The sequence below is a fragment of the Streptomyces sp. NPDC029014 genome (assembly GCF_055564695.1).
The window spans coordinates 1-18,436 of the sequence record NZ_JBVHVT010000066.1 but is presented as its reverse complement, the minus strand read 5'-3'; the positions used below and the strand labels follow the sequence as shown (position 1 = coordinate 18,436).

The window sequence follows — 18,436 nt, the reverse complement described above, 5'->3', positions numbered from 1 at the left end:
CCCCGACGGCCCGGACGGTCAGCGGCACCCCAGGTAGGTGTCGAGGGCGGCCGCGCCCGCCAGCATGGCCCGGCCCCGCACCGTCAGCCGGTCGCGCCACTCCCGCAGCGTCGCCCGGAGCGGCTCCGGTCCGCCCGCCGCCCGGACCCGCTCCAGCACCCGCGCGATCTGCTCCAACCCGTGCCCGCCCCGCCGCAGCTGGTGCGCCAGCTGCGCGTCGCGCACGTCCGCGGGGGTGTAGACCCGGTAGCCGGTGAGCGGGTCGCGCCCGGGCACGATCAGCCCCGCCCGCTCCCACGTGCGCAGGGTCGCCGGCCGGACACCGAGCCGGTGCGCGAGCGGGCCGATGAACGTCATCCCCGGCTCGGGCCCGCTCGGACCGCACGGCTCGCCGACCGGTGGCACCAGGTCGTGCAGCGCCCGCTCGACCTCCTCGAGGGTGCGCCTGTCGCCGTCCAGTCGGGCGTGGCTCCCGTCGATCAGCCGCAGCGCCTCCTCGACCGCGTCACCGTTCACGGCCCGCATGATCGCCGTCGCGGTCGCGTGGCCGTGCGCGGGGGCCAGCGCCAGGAAGGCCCGCAACGCGGCCGCATGGCGCGGGGCGTAGACGCGGTACCCGCTCGGCGTGCGCTCGGCCGGCGGGAGGATGCCCGCCTCCTCGTAATTGCGCACCGCCTGCGTGGACAGACCGTGCTCCCGCGCCAGATCGACGGGCCTCAACCCCATTTCGAAGCTTTCTCCGTCCCCGTGCGTAAAACTGCGCGAAGAATGTAACCCGAGGGCTACCGCTCGATCGCCGACGGCGGCTTCGGCCACGGCTCCGGTCCGTGCCCGTGGGGCACCGGCGAACGGTACGCCGCCGACCGGGAGATGCCGCGCGTGAAGGTGTCGACCAGCGTCTACCGGCCGGGCAGCACGCGATCGGCCACGGCGTGGGCGAAGGAGGAGGTCAAGACACCTCGGCCCTGCCCGGACTCGGAGACCAGGCGGTCTCGCACCGCTGAGGGCAACGCCCCACGCAGCGGGGCGTGCTGTCCGGTACGGGACCCGGGTGGTGTGCCCGGGCCCCGTGCCGAGGTATCGCTCCCGCCCCCGTCAGGGAGCCACGTACGCCGCGAGGTGTTCGCCCGTCAGGGTGGAGCGGTCGGCGACCAGTTCGGCGGGGGTGCCTTCGAAGACGATCCGGCCGCCGTCGTGGCCCGCGCCGGGGCCGAGGTCGATGATCCAGTCGGCGTGGGCCATGACCGCCTGGTGGTGCTCGATGACGATGACCGACTTGCCAGAGTCCACCAGCCGGTCGAGCAGGACGAGGAGCTGCTCGACGTCGGCCAGGTGAAGGCCGGTGGTCGGCTCGTCGAGGACGTACACGCCGCCCTTGTCGGCCATGTGCGTGGCCAGCTTGAGGCGTTGCCGCTCGCCGCCGGACAGGGTGGTGAGCGGCTGGCCGATGGTGAGGTAGCCGAGCCCGACGTCGGTGAGCCGCTGGAGGATCCGGTGCGCGGCCGGGGTGTGCGCCTCGCCGGCGGCGAAGAACTCCTCGGCGTCGGTCACCGACATCGCGAGCACCTCGCTGATGTCGCGGCCGCCGAGCCGGTACTCCAGGACCGCCGGCTGGAACCGCTTGCCGTCGCAGTCCTCGCAGGTGGTGGCGACCCCGGCCATCATCGCCAGGTCGGTGTAGATGACTCCGGCGCCGTTGCAGGTGGGGCAGGCGCCCTCGGAGTTGGCGCTGAACAGCGCCGGCTTCACCCCGTTGGCCTTGGCGAAGGCCTTGCGGATCGGGTCCAGGAGCCCGGTGTACGTGGCCGGGTTGCTGCGCCGCGAGCCGCGGATCGGGCTCTGGTCGACCGACACCACGCCCTCGTCGGCCGGGATCGAGCCGTGGACGAGGGAGCTCTTGCCGGAGCCGGCGACGCCGGTGATGACGGTGAGCACCCCGAGCGGGATGTCCACGTCGACGTCGTGCAGGTTGTTCGCCGTGGCGCCGCGGATCGCCAGCGTGCCCGTGGCCTCGCGGACCGTGTCCTTCACGGCGGCCCGGTCGTCGAGGTGGCGGCCGGTGACGGTGCCGCTGCCCTTCAGTGCGGCGACGGTGCCCTCGAAGCAGACGGTGCCGCCCTCGGTGCCGGCGCCGGGGCCGAGGTCCACGACGTGGTCGGCGATCGCGATCGTCTCCGGCTTGTGCTCGACGACGAGCACCGTGTTGCCCTTGTCCCGCAGCCGCAGCAGCAGGTCGTTCATCCGCTGGATGTCGTGGGGGTGCAGGCCGACGGTGGGCTCGTCGAAGACGTACGTGACGTCGGTGAGCGAGGAGCCGAGGTGGCGGATCATCTTCACGCGCTGGGCCTCGCCACCGGACAGGGTGCCGGACGGCCGGTTGAGGGAGAGGTATCCCAGGCCGATCTCCGTGAACGAGTCGAGGGTGTGCTGGAGCGCGGTGAGCAGCGGGGCGACCGAGGGCTCCGTCAGGCCGCGGACCCATTCGGCCAGGTCGCGGATCTCCATCGCGCAGGCGTCGGCGATGCTGACCGTGCCGATCTTCGACGAGCGGGCGCCCTCGCTGAGCCGGGTTCCGTCGCATGCGGGGCAGGTGGTGAAGGTGACCGCCCGTTCCACGAAGGCCCGGATGTGCGGCTGCATCGCTTCCTTGTCCTTGGACAGGAACGACTTCTGGATCTTGGGGATGAGCCCCTCGTAGGTGAGGTTGACGCCGTTGACCTTGACCTTGGTCGGTTCGCGGTAGAGGAAGTCCTGCATCTCCTTCTTCGTGAACCTGCGGATCGGCTTGTTCGGGTCGAGGAAGCCCGATTCGGCGTAGATCCCGACGGTCCACACGTTGTCCGACTTCCAGCCGGGGATGGTGAACGCGCCCTCGGCGATCGACTTGGAGTCGTCGTAGAGCTGGGTGAGGTCGATGTCGGAGACCGTGCCGCGCCCTTCGCAGCCCGTGCACATGCCGCCGGTGCGCTCGTACGTCGCCTTCACGGTCTTGGTCCTGGCGGCGCCGCGGTCGACGGTGAGCCCGCCGCTGGCCCGGACCGAGGCGGTGTTGAACGAGTACGCGCTGGGCGGGCCGATGTGCGGGCGGCCGAGCCGGCTGAAGAGGATCCGCAGCATCGCGTCGGCGTCGGTGGCGGTACCGACGGTGGAGCGGGGGTCGCCGCCCATGCGCTGCTGGTCGACGGTGATCGCGGTGGTCAGGCCGTCGAGGACGTCGACCTCGGGTCGGGCCAGGGTGGGCATGAAGCCCTGGACGAAGGCGCTGTAGGTCTCGTTGATCAGCCGCTGCGACTCGGCGGCGATCGTGTCGAAGACCAGGGAGCTCTTGCCGGAGCCGGAGACTCCGGTGAACACCGTCAGCCGGCGCTTCGGGATCTCTATGCTGACGTCCTTGAGGTTGTTCTCGCGGGCGCCGACCACGCGGATCAGGTCGTGGCTGTCTGCGGTGTGCTGGGCGGGCGGCTGCTGGTTCTTGCTCGTGGCCATGCTCTGGGTCGTCTCCATCTGTGCGGCCGGCGGGCCCGGTCGGACGGTCGGGCCGGTCAGGTCAGGTCAGGTCAGGCCAGTTCCTGGATGCGGATCAGGTTGCCCGCGGGGTCGCGGAACGCGCAGTCACGGATGCCGTACGGCTGGTCGGCGGGCTCCTGGACGACCTCGGCGCCGTCGGCGGCGACGCGCTCGAAGGTGCCGTCGACGTCGGCGGTGGCCAGGAGGATCCCGGCGTAGGTGCCCTTGGCCATCATCTCGGCGATGGTGCGGCGCTCGTCGTCGGTGACGCCGGGGTCGGCGGCCGGCGGGTGCAGGACGATGGAGGTGCCCGGCTGGTCGGGGGGACCGACCGTGATCCAGCGCATGCCGCCGTACCCGACGTCCTTGCGGACCTCGAAGCCGAGGATGTCGCGGTAGAAGGCCAGGGAGGCCTCCGGGTCGTCGTGCGGGAGGAAGCTCGCGTGAATGCTGATGTCCATGACCGTCACGCTATCCGCGGCCCGGTGCCTGCGCTTCTCGATTCCTGATCGGCCTGGTGACCTGCTTCGCGACGCACGAGGGGATGCCCTCCGTGGCCTGCGCCGCCACGCGCCGGTAGGCGCTCGGCGGCATGCCGACGAGCTCGGTGAAGCGGGTGCTGAAGGTGCCCAGCGACGAGCAGCCGACCTCGAAGCAGACCTCGGTGACGCTGAGGTCGCCGCGGCGCAGCAGGGCCATGGCCCGCTCGATGCGGCGGGTCATGAGGTAGCCGTACGGCGACTCGCCGTAGGCGCGCTTGAACGCGCGGCTGAGGTGCCCGGCCGACATGTGCACGCCACGGGCGAGGGCCTCCACGTCCAGCGGCTGCGCGTACTCGCGGTCGATCCGGTCGCGGACCCGGCGCAGCAGGGCGAGGTCGCGCAGGTACTGCGGGGCGGCTGCGTCCGAGGCACTGGTCGCCCGGTCTGGTTTTCCGGTCACCCGGAAGATCGTGCCACACCCGCGTCTTCCTCTGCGGCCGTGCCCGCGGCGGACCGGCCCCCGGCCGGTTCCGGGTCGAGCCGGTCGACGAGGATGACCGCGACGTCGTCGGCCAGGCTGCCCTGGGTGTGCCGGACCAGTCCCTGGTGGAGGCCCTCCAGGAACGCCTCGGAGGTGCGGTCGTGCATCTCCTCCATGGCCTCGGGCAGGGCGAAGAAGGCGTTGTCGGGGTCGCGGGCCTCGATGACCCCGTCGGTGTGCAGCAGCAGCCGGTCCCCGGCGGCGAACGGGTAGCTGTCCGCCTCGCCGGGCGGTCCGGTCATGAACTCCTCGAGGCCGAGCGGCGGCATGGGGGAGGCGGGCGACAGGGCGCTGGCCTTGCCGTGGCTGAGCAGCAGCGGGGGCGGGTGGCCCCGGTTGACGACCTCGACGGCGGGCCCCTCCCCCACCTCGGCGATGACCGCGGTGACGAACCCCTCCAGGGCGCCGTCGCCGCCGGACGCGCCCGCCATGGCGGCGTCGCGGCGCAGGGCCTCCCCGCAGTGGTTCATGACCTCCACGAGTTCCTCCTCGTAGTGCGCGGCCTCGCGGAACGCGCCCAGGACGACGGCGGCCGCCCGTACGGCGGGCAGTCCCTTGCCCCGGACGTCGCCCACGATCAGCCGGACCCCGTACCGGGTCTGGACGGCGTCGTACAGGTCGCCGCCGATCTGCGCCCCCTGCTCGGCCGCCAGGTAGAGGCTGGCCGCGCGTACGGGGCCCAGCCGGTCCGGTACGGGCCGCAGCAGGACCTCCTGCGCGGCGGCGGCGATGCGACGGATCTGGTTGAGCTCGTTCTCCTGGCGCGTCCGCGCGGCGCGGCTCGTGGTGAAGCCCGCGACCGATACGAGGAGCAGGGCCAGGAAGTTGGTGTAGACCTGCTGGCTGCCCCAGGCCTGGTTGTAGGTGGCGGTGGTGATGCTCACCGCGACGGCCAGCAGCACCGCGGCGAGCGTGCCCGCGGGGCCCATGGTCACCGCAGCCAACGCCGGCGTCGCGACCAGCACCGGGCCCGTGTAGAGGAAGTGGGCGGGGGTGAACTCGACAACGAGCACCAGGAGCGCGATCACGAAGGGCACGCACTGCGCGAGCACGAAGAACACCTGGTGTTGGCCACCGCCTCCCGGCCCGGGAGGCGGGCGGAGGAGCGCCCTCATGGCTCAAGACTGCCTCGCCCGGGCGGATCGCTGCCAGTCGCCGCCCCCGGACGGCGCGGGGCCCGCGCGGGACGGGGGAGCAACCGTCGGGGGCGTAGGAACCGCGGTGGACGGGCATGGCTCTGGTACGGGCGTCGGGGCGTCCGGTGCCGGCCCCCGCTTCCCCGGGGGGCCGTGTCCGCCGAGCCGTGGAGAACAGTACGGATGAAGCCCCGCCCCCCGGAGGTACCACCGACCACGCCGCCAGCCGCGGCCACGCCGCCGGCCGCGCCCCCCGGTCGGGATCCCGCCGCCGGTCCGGGGCCCGGATCCGGGACCGGATCCGGGACCGAGCCCGGCCCCCGGGTCTCCCGGGAGGAGTTCGACGCCCTGTTCGCCGCCGTACGCACCTGGGGCCACTGGGACCCGGCCGACCGCGGTGCCTGGAACCGGGTCACCCCCGACCACGTACGGCGGGCCGCCGGGCTGGTCCGGTCCGGCACGACGGTGCGCCTGGGGCTGCCCTGGAACACCCGGCCGGAGCCCGACAACGACAAGCCCGCGCTGCACCACATGACCGATCTCGGCGATGTGGAGCCGCCCGAGCCGGCGACGTACAAGGACTTCCTCGGCACGGACTACCACGGCAAGGCCGTGAGCCACCTCGACGCGCTGTCGCACGTCGCCTACCGGGGGCTGCTCTACGGCGGCCGCCCGGCCGGCGAGTCCGTCGGCGCTGCGGGCGCCCGCTTCGGCTCGGTGGCGGCCCTCGGCCCGCTGGTCGCCAAGGGGGTGCTCCTCGACCTGCCCGCCGTCCTCGGGGTGGAGTGGCTGGAGCCCGGGCGGGCGGTCCGGGCGCGGGACGTGCTGGCCGCGGAGGCGGCCCTCGGCGTACGGATCGACGACGGCTGCGGCGTACTGCTGCGCTCCGGCCGGTTCCGGCGCCGCCGGGAGCTCGGGCCCTGGGACGTCGGCGCCGCGAGTGCGGGTTTCCACGTGGACGCCGTGCCGCTGCTGGCCGAGCGCGGCGTCAGCCTGCTGGGCTCGGACGGGGACAGCGACCTGCGGCCGTCGCCGGTCGAGGGCGTCCACTCCCCCGTCCACGCCCTCGCCGTCGCCGCCATGGGGGTGCCCCTGCTGGACAACCTGGAGCTGGAGGCGCTCGCCGCCGCCTGCGCCGGGGCGGGGCGCCACGAGTTCATGATCGTCGTGGCGCCGCTGAACGTGCCCGGCGGGACCGGGTCGCCCGTCGATCCGGTGGCGATCCTGTGACGGGTCCACGGCGGCGCGTGACGCCCTCGCGGGCCTGCGCGTGACGCCCCCGCGCAGCCGCTCACCCGAGCCCCATTACGGGTGAATCCGCAGGAATATACTCAAATGCACTGGCGTGATACGACCACCGGTACGGGTAGGAACCCGGCTGAGGGAAGTGATGCAGATGGGGGTCACGGGAGAGCAGATCGGCCCCGCACGCTCCCGTGAGCGGTTCCTGCTGGGTGAACCCGTCGAGGGCGGGGTGCGCAGCCCGATCCTGAGCTCGTGGGAGCGCTGTCGGCTGCTGGGACTCTCGCCCGACCAGACCGAGCTCCCCTTCCGGGACGACTTCGATCCGGACAGCCGGCTCGTCCGCGCGGCCGCGCCCGTGCTCGACCAGCTGGCCTCCCGGTTCGCGGGCAGCCGGATGAACGTCTGCCTCGCCGACGGGAACGGCACGGTCCTGCAGCGCCGCTTCGGGGAGCCCTCGCTGGCCCGGAGCCTGCCGCCCATCCAGGCCGTGCCCGGCTTCGTCTTCGCCGAGCGGGTCGCGGGGACGAACGGCATCGGCCTCGCCCTCGCCGAGCGCCGGCTGGTCCAGGTCCACGGCGCCGAGCACTTCGCCGAACGCTCCCAGCGGAACGCCTGCTCCGCCACCCCCATCCGCGACCAGCTCAGCGGCTGCGTCGTGGGCGTCCTGTGCTTCGGGTACCCGCACTCCTACGAGGACCCGGCGCTGCCCGTCCTGGTGCGCCGGGCCGCGGAGACGATCGAACGGCGGCTGATGGAACAGAGTTCGGCGCGGGAGCGCGGGCTGCTGCGGACGTACCTCGACGCCCGGCAGCGCGCCGGAGCGGAGGCCGTCGGGAACGGGTGGCCCGTCGGGCTGGACGAACTTCCCGACGGTGCGCTCGACGCCCACGACCAGCTGATCCTGAAGGAGAAGGCCACCGAGCTGATCTCCACGGCCCAGCGGGTCTCCGTCGAGGTGCCCCTCCCCCACGGCCGGGGCGTCACCCTGTTCAGCAACCCGGTCACGAGCAGCTCCGGGGTGGAGGGCGTCGTCGTCGAGGCCGTCCTCTCCGGGGACGGCCCGCCCGTGCACCACCTCGCCACCACCCCGCCGCACCCGGCACCGCCGCACCCCGCCGCCCGCCGGACCGGACCGCCGCCGGGGCCCCTCGCGCCGACCGCGGGCAACCGCCCCGGCAACGGCGGTCCCGGCAGCCGCGGCGGCGCGGTCCGGGGCCTGGTGCTGGTCGGCGAGCCGGAGGTGGGGAAGTACGCGGTCGCGGCACGCCGCCGGCTGGAGCTGCTGGCCGAGGCCAGCACCCGGATCGGCACCACGCTCGACGTGACCCGCACCGCCCGGGAGCTCGCCGAGACGGCCGTGCCGCGGCTGGCCGACCACGTCACCATCGACGTGCCCGAGGCCGTGCTCCGCGGCGACGAGTCCCTGGACCCCGCGGCCGACCTGCAGCGCCTGGTGGTCCACGGCGTCGGCGACGACACCCTCTTCGACCCGGTCGGCAAACGGCTGGGCCTGCACCCCGGAACCCCCCACATGCGGTGCCTGGCGAGCGGGCAGCCGGTACTGGAGCGCGACCTCGCCTCCGCCGTCGGCTGGATCACCCAGAACCCGGCGCAGGCCCGGCGGATCCTCGCCCACGAGGTGCACTCCCTCGTCTGCGTCCCGCTGCTCGCCCGCGGCCTGCTGCTGGGCATCGCGAGCTTCTACCGTTCGGCGGGCTCGCCCCCCTTCGGCGACGACGACAGCCGACTCGCCCAGGAGCTCGCCGCCCGCGCCGCCCTGTGCATCGACAACGCCCGCCGCTACACCCGCGAGCACAACCTGGCCCTGGCGCTCCAGCGCAGCCTGCTGCCGCGCGGCCTCCCCGAACAGAGCGCCGTCGAGGTCGCCCACCGCTACCTGCCCGCCGAGTCCGCGGTGGGCGGCGACTGGTTCGACGTCATCCCCCTCTCCGGCACCCGCGTCGCCCTGCTCGTCGGCGACGTCGTCGGCCACGGCCTGCACGCCGCCGCCACGATGGGCCGGCTGCGCACCGCCGCCCGCAACTTCGCCGAGCTGGAACTCGCCCCGGACGAGCTCCTCACCCACCTCGACAACCTCCTCGTGCGCCTGGACCGGGAGGAGGGCGGCGGGGACGACCCGGACAGCACCGGCATCGTCGGCGCCACCTGCCTCTACGTCGTCTACGACCCCACGACGCGCGAGTGCACCATGGCCCGCGCCGGCCACCTCCCCCCGGCCCTGGTCCACCCCGACGGCACCGTCGCCTTCCCCGACCTGCCCGCCGGACCCCCGCTCGGCCTGGGTGGACTGCCCTTCGAGACCGTCGAGGTCACCCTCCCCGAGGACACCACGCTGGTGCTCTACACCGACGGCCTCCTCGACGACCGCCACCGTGACATCGACGACGCCCTCGCCCAGCTCCGCGGCGCCCTGGCCCACTCCGGCCGGACGCCCGAGGACACCTGCCAGGCGGTCATCGACGCCGTGGCCCCCGAGCACCCCGCCGACGACATCGCCCTGCTCGTCGCCCGCACCCACACCATGCCCCCCGACCGGATCGCCACCTGGGACCTGCCCGCCGACCCGGCCCGCGTCGGCGAAGTCCGCGCCGCCGCCACCCGCACCCTGGCCGACTGGGGGCTGGAAGAGCTGGGGTTCGCCGCCGAGCTGATGCTCAGCGAGCTGGTCACCAACGCGGTCCGCTACGGGGGCGAGCCCATCCAGGTGCGCCTGATCCGCGACCGCACCCTGATCTGCGAGGTCGCCGACGGCAGCAGCACCGCCCCGCACCTGCGCCGGGCCGCCAGCACGGACGAGGGCGGACGCGGCCTGTTCCTCGTCGCCCAGCTCTCGCAGGCCTGGGGCACCCGCTACACCGGCCACGGCAAGGTCATCTGGGCCGAGTGCGCCCTGGACGCGGCATGACCCCGCACCGCGCCGCTGCCGCATCCCGTGCGCGGGGCCGGTCCACTCGACCATTGGAGCCCAAAAGGCAATGATTTGCCCGATATCACCCCACCCTTCGGATTAACATCCTCAACAACCCTCACCGCCGAGGTGAGGACCCCCAGGCCGGCCCCGGAGACGTCCGTGCACGACAGTTCCGCCCCCTCGACGATCCCGCCGGACCGCCCCGGCACGGAGCCGCTCGTCCGGATACGCGGTCTCCGCAAGCGGTTCGGCGGCACGGTCGCACTGGACGGGGTCGACCTCGACATCCGCGGCGGCAGCGTCCTCGCCCTGCTCGGCCCCAACGGCGCCGGCAAGTCCACGCTGATCAAGGTGCTCGCCGGGGTCCACCGGGCGGACGCGGGCGAGGTGACGGTCGCCGGGCACCCGCTCGGCTCCGACGCCGCGTCCGCGGGGCTGTCCTTCATCCACCAGGACCTCGGCCTGGTGGAGTGGATGACGGTCGCCGAGAACATCGCCCTCGGCACCGGCTACCCGCGCCACCGCGGCCTGATCTCCTGGCGGCGGACCCGGGAGCGCTGCGCCGAGGCACTGGAGACCGTCGCCGGACACCTCCACCCCGACGCCCGGATCGCCGACCTCGCCCCCGCCGAGCGCTCCCTGGTCGCCATCGCCCGCGCCCTGGCGAAGCGGGCCGAGCTCTTGGTCCTCGACGAACCGACCGCCACCCTCCCCGCCGCGGACTGCACCCGCCTCTTCGACGTGCTGCACGCCCTGCGCGACCGCGGGCACGGCGTCCTCTACGTCAGCCACCGGCTCGACGAGGTGTACCAGGTCGCGGACACCTTCGCCGTGTTGCGCGACGGGCGCCTCGTCAGCCACGGGCCCCTCGCCCCGTACCACCCCGCCCGCCTCGTCCAGGACATCACGGGCGCCGAGCCGGCCCGGCGACGGCCGACGACCGGCGCGTCCCCTTCTCCTCCCCCCTCTCCCCCTTCCGCCGGATCCGCGGAACGGCAGCCCGTCCTCCGCCTCGTGGAGGTGACGACCGACCGCACCGGGCCCGTCAGCCTGGACCTGCACGCGGGCGAGACCGTCGCCCTGGTGGGGCTGACCGGCGCCGGCCACCTGCACCTCGGCCGCGCCCTCGCCGGCGTACTGCCCCTCCTCGGCGGGCGGGCACTGCTCGACGGCCGCCCGTACCGGCCGCGCTCGGTCGCCGCGGCCCTGCGCAGCGGTGTCGGGTTCGTCGCCGGCAACCGCCAGGAGGAGGGCTGCGCCGCGGAACTGACCGTCCGGGAGAACTTCCTCGCCAACCCGCGGGCCGCCGGGGTGCCCGCGTGGCGCTGGATCCGGCCGCGCCGGGAACGCGCCGAGACCGCCGCCCTCATCGACCGGTTCGCGGTGCACCCCCGCAACGGCGAGGCCGTGATCGCGACCCTGTCCGGCGGCAACCAGCAGAAGGTGGTCGTCGGCCGGTGGCTGACGGGGCGCCTGCGGCTGCTGGTCCTGGAGGAGCCGACGGCGAGCGTGGACGTCGGGGCCAAGGCCGCGATCCACGGCCTCATCGACGAGGCGCTCGCCGACGGCCTGGCGGTCCTGCTCGTCTCCTCCGACTTCGAGGAGGTCACCGAGCTCGCCCACCGCGCCCTGGTGTTCGTACGCGGTACGGTGGCCGCCGACCTGAGGGAGGAGGCCCTCGGCGTCCGGGAGCTCACCCGGACCGCCTCGGCCATGCCCGCGATCACCGGAAGCGCGACGGCCCCGTGACCCGCCCGTCCTCGCACCACTCCCTGCCGGGTTACCTGCGCGGGCACTTCATCGGGACCTACGGCCTGCTGACCCTCACCGTCCTGCTCTTCCTCGTCTTCTCCCTCACCCTGCCGGACACCTTCCCGACGCTGGACAACGTCTCGGCGATCCTGTCCAACCAGTCGATCCCCGCCCTCCTCGCGCTCGGCGTGACCGTCCCCATCGCCACCGGCAAGTTCGACCTGTCCATCGGCTACGGGCTGGGGCTGGCCCACGTCCTGGTGACGTACCTGATCGTCGACTCCGACTGGCCCTGGCCGCTCGCCTGCCTCACCGTCGTCCTCGGCGGCGCCCTGGTCGGCGCCGTGAACGGCGTCATCGTCGAGTTCGCCCGGATCGACTCGCTCATCGCCACGCTCGGCACCGGCAGCATCATGTACGCCGTCACCGGCTGGCTCACCGACGGCAGCCGGATCGTCCCCGGCCCGGACGGCCTTCCGCCCGGCTTCACCGACCTGTACGACTCCCGGTTCCTCGGCCTGCCCGTCCCCGCCTTCTACGTCCTCGCCGTCGTCGTCGTCCTCTGGGTGCTGCTGGAGCGGCTGCCGTTCGGCCGGTACCTGTACGTCATCGGGTCCAACCCGCGCGCCGCCGGGATGCTCGGCATCCCCACGCGCGCGTACTGCGTCCAGGCCTTCACCTGCTCCGGTCTGGTCGTGGGCCTCGCCGGGGTGCTCCTCGCCGCGCAGCAGCAGATCGGCAACCCGAGCGTCGGCCTGGACTACCTGCTGCCCGCCTTCGTGGGCGCACTGCTCGGCTCCACCACCATCAAACCGGGCCGCGCCAACGCCGTGGGCACCCTCGTGGCCGTCTCACTGCTCGCCGTCGGCCTCGCCGGCATCCGCCAGCTCGGCGCCGAGTTCTGGGCGACACCACTGTTCAACGGCGCCACCCTGCTCATCGCGGTCGGCCTGGCCGGCTACTCGTCCCGCCGGAGGCTGCGCACCACGGCCGCGCCGGACCGCCCGGAGCGGGTGGCCGGTGGGCGGCGCACCCAGTGACAGGAGCACCGTGTACCCGTACCGGAAGACCGCCGTCGCGGCCGTGGCCCTGTGGGCGGCGGCCCTGGGCCTCCTGGTGGGCTGCGAGCGGGGCTCGGCCCCGTCGACCGCGACCGCGAGCGGACGCGCGACGGCGACCGCGCCCGCGGCCGACGGCTGCCCGGAGGCCCTGCGGAAGGCCAGGGCCGCCGTGCAGGCCGCCGAGCGCACCGACACCGCCTGGCGCGGCCCGCGCAGCGGCCCCGCGGCCGTCCCCGACAAGACCCTCGTCTACGTCGCCCAGACCATGACCAACCCGGGCGTCGCCGGAGTCGCGAAGGGGGTCAAGGAGGCTGCGGCGGCCATCGGCTGGAACGTCCGGGTCATCGACGGCGAGGGCACCCCGGCCGGCATCCAGGCCGCGTTCAGCCAGGCCGTCACCCTCAAGCCGTCGGGCATCGTCATCGGCGGCTTCGACCCCCGTCTCACCTCGCAGCAGGTGGCGCGGGCCGAGGAGGCGGGCATCCCGCTGATCGGCTGGCACGCGGTGAGCTCACCCGGCCCCAGCGCCAGCCCCAAGCTCTTCACCAACATCACCACGAAGGTGGAGGACGTCGCGAGGATCAGCGCCGACTGGGTGATCGCCCGGTCCGACGGCGGCGCCGGCGTCGTCGTCTTCACCGACGACTCCATCCCGTTCGCGCGGTTCAAGGCCCAGCTCATCAAGGGGCAGCTCGCCCGCTGCCCCGGGGTGAAGCTCCTCACGTACGAGAACATCCCCATTCCGGACGCCAGCCAGCGCACCCCGCAGGAGGTCTCCTCGCTGCTGTCCCGCTTCGGGCGGGGCTGGACGCACTCCGTCGCCATCAACGACCTCTACTTCGCGGACGCCGCGCCCGCCTTCCGCGCCGCCGGGAAGCCCGGCGACGGGCCCCCCTTCAACATCGGCGCGGGCGACGGCGACCCCTCCGCGTTCCAGCGCATCAACAGCGGCCAGTTCCAGGCCGCGACCGTGCCCGAACCGCTCACGCAGCAGGGCTGGCAGATCGTCGACGAGTTCAACCGCGCCTTCGCCGGGAGCCCGCCCAGCGGCTACGTCGCCCCCGTCCACGTGGTCACGGCCGACAACAGCAGGGGAAGCACGTCCTGGGACCCCCAGGGCTACCGGGAGGCGTACGAGCAGATCTGGCGGCGCTGACGCGCGGGCGCCGCCGCCGTCCGCGGCCGCCCGCGGCCCTGCGCGGCCCTGCGCGGCCACGGGCAAGCGGGCAGGTCGTCGGGGCTCCCGGCCCGGCTTGACTGCCGGGCGGCGCGACCGGTAGGGAAAGGGCAGCACCCGCGCACGGTGCGGAACGGGGGTGCTCACACATGAAACCGCTTGGACCGGGCGATCCGGAATCGGTCGGCGACGGCCGCTACCAGCTGACGCACCGGCTCGGCCAGGGCGGCATGGGCGTGGTCTACCTGGGCCGCTCCCCCTCAGGGCGGGCCGTCGCCGTGAAGGTCGTACGCCCCGAGCTGAGCACCGAACCGGGATTCCGGCGCCGGTTCGCCGACGAGGTGGCGGCGGCGCGGCGCGTCGGCGGCTTCCACACCGCTCCGGTCGTGGACGCCGACCCGGACGGCGACCCGGCCTGGCTGGTGACCGCGTTCGTGCCCGGGCCGACCCTGGCCACGGTGCTGGCCCGGGTCACGGCCCTGCCCGTGGACACGCTCACCGTGCTGGCCGCGGGACTCGCGGAGGCACTGGAGGCGATCCACCGGGCCGGGGTGATCCACCGCGACTTCAAGCCGGCGAACATCATCATCGCGGAGGACGGCCCCCGCGTCATCGACTTCGGCATCGCCCGCGCGCTGGACGGTACGGCGCTGACGCAGACCGGCATGCAGGTGGGCACCCCGGGCTTCCTGTCGCCGGAGCAGCTCACCGGTGGTGCGATCACGCCCGCGGTGGACATGTTCGCCCTCGGCGTCGTGCTCACGCAGGCCGCGGGCGGTTCGCCGTTCGGCGACGGTCCGGCGACGGCCCGGCACTACAAGGTGGTGTACGAGGAGCCGGACCTGAGCGCGGTCCCCGAAGAACTGCACGAGCTGGTCGCCGACTGCCTGCGCAAGGACCCGGCGGGCCGGCCCACCTCGGGGGACTTCCTGCGCCGGCTGACCGTCCGCTGGCCCGCGGAGGGCTGGCTGCCGGACGCGGCCATGGCCCTGCTGCGCGGTGAGGACCCCGCGCCGGCGGCGGCCCCGGACCCGACACCGGTACAGGATCCGACGCGGGTCGAGGACCCGACACCCGCTCACGACCCGGCTCCGGGCACGACGGCCGATCGGCCGGGCACCGTGGCGGACTCGGTCGCTCCGCCCGCGGCGGACCAGGGCGTTGCGGCCGCGGCGGCGGTGGCGACCGTACCGGAGACGGACGGCGCGTCGCTGCGGACGCCCACGGTGGCGGGGGCGCCGGGTCCCGAACGGCCGGCGGACGCACAGGCCGTCACCGAGACCGGAGCGGGGGCGGGAGCCGGCACAGTCGGCTCTGCCGCGGCTGGCGCAGTCGGCTCTGCCGGGGCAACCGGCGGGGCCGGGGCGGCGGAGGCCACCGTGCCCGGGGAGTCCGCCGAGCGGCGGCCCGGTCGTACCACCGCCGTGCGTGCGGCGGCGGTGCTGCTCGCGCTGTCCGCGGTGGGCCTCCTGGTGTGGCACCCGTGGCTCGGTTCGGCCGAGGAGCACGGTTCGACGGGGTCCGGCGGCCCCACGGCCTCCGCCGCGCCGCCGTCCGCGTCGGCCGGCCCGGCCGCGTTCCCGACCGCGCCTGTGCTGGTGCGTCAGGACACCGCCGCGGGCTGGCCGCAGGACTGCCACGGGGTGATCTCCCGCCGCGACCCGGGGGCCGCAGCCCCCGTACGACTGACCTCCGGGGACGCCTGCGCCATGCTCCCGCAGTGGTCCCCGGACCGCCGGTCGTTCGCGTACACGCAGGTCACCGCGCAGGGCTCGGCCGTCTGGACGGCCGACGCCGACGGCTCGAACGCGCGGCGGATCACGACCGTCGCCGGTGGCCGGGTGTCCTGGTCGCCGGACGGCGGCCGGCTCGCCGTGCTGCGCGCCGAGAAGGGCGTGCAGCAGCTGTTCGTGGTGAACGTCGCCGACGGCTCCGCCCGTCAGGTGACCTCCGGCACCGCCCACGTGGAGGATCCCGCGTGGTCGCCGGACGGCAAGCGGATCGCGTTCTGCATGCAGTCCGGCAAGGACGACTGGCAGATCCACGCGGTGGACGCCGAGGTCGCGGGAGCCGCCCCGGAGCAGCTGACCCGGCTGCCGCACCCGGCGCTCGACCCGGTGTGGTCGCCGGACGGCCGCTCGTTCGCGTACACCGCGGGGACGTACGGGCGGGGGACGCAGGGCGACATCCGCGTGGTCGGCGCCGACGGCACCGGTGACCGGGCCGTGGTGGCGACCGACGCCCACGAGATGGACCCGGCCTGGTCCCCGGACGGCACCTGGCTGGCCTTCGTGCGGGGGCCGTACGAGAAGCCGGTGATCTGGGCGGTCCGCGCGGACGGCACCGACTCCCGCTCCCTCACCACCTCGTCGGCGACCGAGGGCCACCCGTCCTGGCGCTGAGACGGCACCCGCCCCCGGCCACGGCACCCGCCGTGGCCGGGGCGGTCACGGCGCCGTAGGGTCGCGACCGTGCTGGACGGAACCGACGCCATCGACTGGGCCGCGCTCGAACACGCCTACGGGCCGTCGGACGACGTGCCCGACCTGCTGCGGGCGGCCGGCTCGGCGGACCCGCAGGTACGGGACGGGGCGTTGCAGCAACTGCTCTCGTCGCTCTGCCACCAGGGGTCGGTCTACTCGGCGACGGCTGCGGCCGTGCCGTTCGTGGCCCGGCTCGCCCTGGACGGACCGGGTGACCGGCTGCGGCTGCTGTGGCTGCTGCACGGCACGGCCGGCGGGACGGGCCGAGAGGAGCGGCAGGTGCGGCGGGCGGTCACCGCGGCGCTGCCGCATCTCCTGGTGCTGGCGGCCGACGGGGACCGGTCCGTACGGCGCAGCATGGTGTGGATCATCGCCGCCTGTGAGGAGGCTTCACTGCCGTTGATGCCGCTGCTGCGGGCCCGGCTGGCGGAGGAGGACGACCCGGAGGTTCGGGCGGACCTGGTGACCGCGCTCGGCCTGCTCGACGCCTCGCCGGAGGTCCGGGACGCGCGCAACCGGGCGCTGCTGGCCGGGGCGGAGCCGCTGGTGCGCGGGGCGGCGCTGACGGATCTGCTGCGGACCGCGGCCCTGCCGTTGCCGGCGGCCTGGGTGGATGCGGCACTCGACGTGCACGGGGCGGCCTCCGTGCTGGACGGGGACCATCCGTGGCCCCCTCGGTACCGGCCGCTCGGGGAGCGGCTCATGGACGATCCGGAGGCCGCGCTGCGGGCGGTGCGGCGCGGGCTGCCGCTGGCCTGGGAGCTCACCGAGAGGTGGCGCGACCGGGAGGGTGACGTCCTGCCGTGGCTCGCGGGGGCGGCCACGGACGTGGAGGGCCTGTGCCGGGTGGCGAGGGCGGGCTCCGCGCTGGAGGGCGGGGCGCCCGCGCCGTGGCTGGAGCCCGCGCTGCGGTCCGAGGACCCGGCCGTACGGGTGGCGGCGGTGCAGGCCGCGGTGCGGTTGCGGGTGCCGGGCGCGCTCGGGCTCGTCCTGCGCCTGATGGACGAGTTGCCGCAGGAGGCGGCGACGCTCGCGCTGACGCCGCTGTCGGCTCCCGGTGCGGTGGTGCGGGCCGCGGTGGAGGTGTTCGGTGCGGCGGCCCGGCCGGTGGCGCTGCGGGTCGCGGACCGGCCGTGTGCCGGCTGGGTGGAGGCACTGCTGCCCTTCCCCGAGCTCGCCGCCGGCTGCGCGGCGCACCTGGTCCGGCTGCTGCCCGCTTCGGCCGGGGTGCTCGCCGCGCTGGGTCCGGCGGCGGGCACGGCGGCCGCCGCGGCCCTGCGGGCCCGGGCCGGGGCCGGTGATCTGGCGGCGGCGACGGCGCTGGCCCACGTCACGGGGGATGAGGGGCCCGCGGTGGCCGCGGTGCGGGCGCTGCCGGACTCCGTGGCCCGGCGCAGGGCGGCCGTGCAGGTGGCCGCCGAACTCGGGCCGCGTGCCGGGGCCTTGCTGCCGCTGGTGGAGGAGCGGCTGCTGGCTCCGGCCCGGGAGAGCCGGGCCGACGCGGCCGCGGCGATCTGGCGCGTCACCGGCCGGACGCACGACACCGCGCCCGTCATCGCGGATCAGCTGGCCCGCGGCCGGGACCTGCACGAGCCGCACCTGGTGCGCTGCGCGCCCTGGTGGCGATGCGCCTGCTCCCGGCAGCGGCCCGAGCCGCCGTGGAACACATCGCCCGCTCCCCGCGCCGTGTCGTCTCCGGCTTCCCGTGCGACGGCACGCCGCACCCGGACCTGACGGCGAGGCGGCTGGCCCGGGAGCTGCTGGCGCGAGCCGGCTGAGGGGGTCGGGCGGCGGGCGGCGGCAACGGCGCGGTCGCGCCGTCCGGTTGCCGCCTTCTCACCTGCCTGCCGAGGCCGTCTTCCCCCGTACGGGGGAGACGGTTTCCTCGCACGGGGGATCCGCGACCGGTGGCCGGGCGGGTTTCCTGGAGACATGAAGATCACGATGAAACGCCTGGTCACCGTGGCTGCGGTGGCGGTGCTGGCCCTCACCGGACTGGGGGGCCCGGGCGGGGGGGGCCCCCGGGACAGCAGCAGCCGTAACCGGAGCTCGGCGGGTTCTTGCCGGTGGGTCTTCTGTTGAAGACCCCATACCACAAGAGAGACCACTCCCTACCCCAC

General features: G+C 74.7%; 12 protein-coding genes. 7 read left to right on the top strand and 5 right to left on the bottom strand.

Annotated features, from left to right (window positions below):
* Positions 1–18 precede the first annotated feature (18 nt).
* The 5 genes from ACZ4VL_RS29525 to ACZ4VL_RS29505 form a co-directional block, all read right to left on the bottom strand.
* Positions 19–726, bottom strand: coding sequence for a TioE family transcriptional regulator (locus ACZ4VL_RS29525; RefSeq protein ID WP_468205842.1), 708 nt, complete (start codon positions 724–726; stop codon positions 19–21).
* A 369-nt stretch (positions 727–1,095) separates the two neighbouring features.
* Positions 1,096–3,486 carry an ATP-binding cassette domain-containing protein gene (locus ACZ4VL_RS29520; RefSeq protein ID WP_468205839.1) on the bottom strand — a complete coding sequence of 797 codons (2,391 nt, stop codon included), beginning with the start codon at positions 3,484–3,486 and terminating at the stop codon, positions 1,096–1,098.
* A gap of 71 nt (positions 3,487–3,557) precedes the next feature.
* Positions 3,558–3,968 carry a VOC family protein gene (locus ACZ4VL_RS29515; RefSeq protein ID WP_468205837.1) on the bottom strand — a complete coding sequence of 137 codons (411 nt, stop codon included), beginning with the start codon at positions 3,966–3,968 and terminating at the stop codon, positions 3,558–3,560.
* A gap of 10 nt (positions 3,969–3,978) precedes the next feature.
* Positions 3,979–4,449 carry a helix-turn-helix transcriptional regulator gene (locus ACZ4VL_RS29510; protein WP_468205836.1) on the bottom strand — a complete coding sequence of 157 codons (471 nt, stop codon included), beginning with the start codon at positions 4,447–4,449 and terminating at the stop codon, positions 3,979–3,981.
* Positions 4,446–5,645 (bottom strand): PP2C family protein-serine/threonine phosphatase, encoded by a 1,200-nt coding sequence (locus tag ACZ4VL_RS29505; RefSeq protein WP_468205834.1) that lies wholly within the window; start codon positions 5,643–5,645, stop codon positions 4,446–4,448. The genes ACZ4VL_RS29510 and ACZ4VL_RS29505 overlap by 4 nt, the downstream gene beginning before the upstream one ends.
* 204 nt (positions 5,646–5,849) lie before the next feature.
* Here ACZ4VL_RS29505 and ACZ4VL_RS29500 point away from each other — a divergent pair, with 204 nt between their 5' ends.
* From ACZ4VL_RS29500 to ACZ4VL_RS29470, 7 genes are all read left to right on the top strand, one after another.
* Complete coding sequence (locus ACZ4VL_RS29500; protein ID WP_468205831.1) at positions 5,850–6,896, top strand: cyclase family protein; 1,047 nt, start codon at positions 5,850–5,852, stop codon at positions 6,894–6,896.
* A 166-nt stretch (positions 6,897–7,062) separates the two neighbouring features.
* Positions 7,063–9,837, top strand: a complete 2,775-nt coding sequence (locus tag ACZ4VL_RS29495; RefSeq protein WP_468205828.1) for a SpoIIE family protein phosphatase — start codon at positions 7,063–7,065, stop codon at positions 9,835–9,837.
* A 165-nt stretch (positions 9,838–10,002) separates the two neighbouring features.
* Complete coding sequence (locus ACZ4VL_RS29490) at positions 10,003–11,592, top strand: sugar ABC transporter ATP-binding protein (RefSeq protein WP_468205825.1); 1,590 nt, start codon at positions 10,003–10,005, stop codon at positions 11,590–11,592.
* A complete protein-coding gene (locus ACZ4VL_RS29485) occupies positions 11,589–12,635 on the top strand; it encodes an ABC transporter permease (RefSeq protein ID WP_468205822.1) in 1,047 nt (348 codons plus the stop codon). Before ACZ4VL_RS29490 ends, ACZ4VL_RS29485 begins: the two co-directional genes overlap by 4 nt.
* Before the next feature lie 10 nt (positions 12,636–12,645).
* Positions 12,646–13,812: a substrate-binding domain-containing protein gene (locus ACZ4VL_RS29480; protein ID WP_468205819.1), complete on the top strand. Its 1,167-nt coding sequence runs from the start codon at positions 12,646–12,648 to the stop codon at positions 13,810–13,812.
* 170 nt (positions 13,813–13,982) lie between these two features.
* Entirely contained in the window at positions 13,983–16,235 is a 2,253-nt protein-coding gene (locus tag ACZ4VL_RS29475) for a protein kinase domain-containing protein (protein WP_468205817.1), read from the top strand.
* A 69-nt stretch (positions 16,236–16,304) separates the two neighbouring features.
* The gene (locus tag ACZ4VL_RS29470) at positions 16,305–18,050 is read left to right on the top strand and encodes a hypothetical protein (protein WP_468205814.1); all 1,746 of its coding nucleotides are present in this window, start codon (positions 16,305–16,307) and stop codon (positions 18,048–18,050) included.
* The last annotated feature ends 386 nt before the right edge of the window (positions 18,051–18,436 follow it).

Bases quoted from the DNA above. Each gene is read 5' to 3' on its own strand.
- ACZ4VL_RS29525 (WP_468205842.1), bottom strand. From the start codon at position 726: ATGGGGTTGAGGCCCGTCGATCTGGCGCGGGAGCACGGTCTGTCCACG.
- ACZ4VL_RS29520 (WP_468205839.1), bottom strand. From the start codon at position 3,486: ATGGCCACGAGCAAGAACCAGCAGCCGCCCGCCCAGCACACCGCAGAC.
- ACZ4VL_RS29515 (WP_468205837.1), bottom strand. From the start codon at position 3,968: ATGGACATCAGCATTCACGCGAGCTTCCTCCCGCACGACGACCCGGAG.
- ACZ4VL_RS29505 (WP_468205834.1), bottom strand. From the start codon at position 5,645: ATGAGGGCGCTCCTCCGCCCGCCTCCCGGGCCGGGAGGCGGTGGCCAA.
- ACZ4VL_RS29500 (WP_468205831.1), top strand. From the start codon at position 5,850: ATGAAGCCCCGCCCCCCGGAGGTACCACCGACCACGCCGCCAGCCGCG.
- ACZ4VL_RS29495 (WP_468205828.1), top strand. From the start codon at position 7,063: ATGGGGGTCACGGGAGAGCAGATCGGCCCCGCACGCTCCCGTGAGCGG.
- ACZ4VL_RS29475 (WP_468205817.1), top strand. From the start codon at position 13,983: ATGAAACCGCTTGGACCGGGCGATCCGGAATCGGTCGGCGACGGCCGC.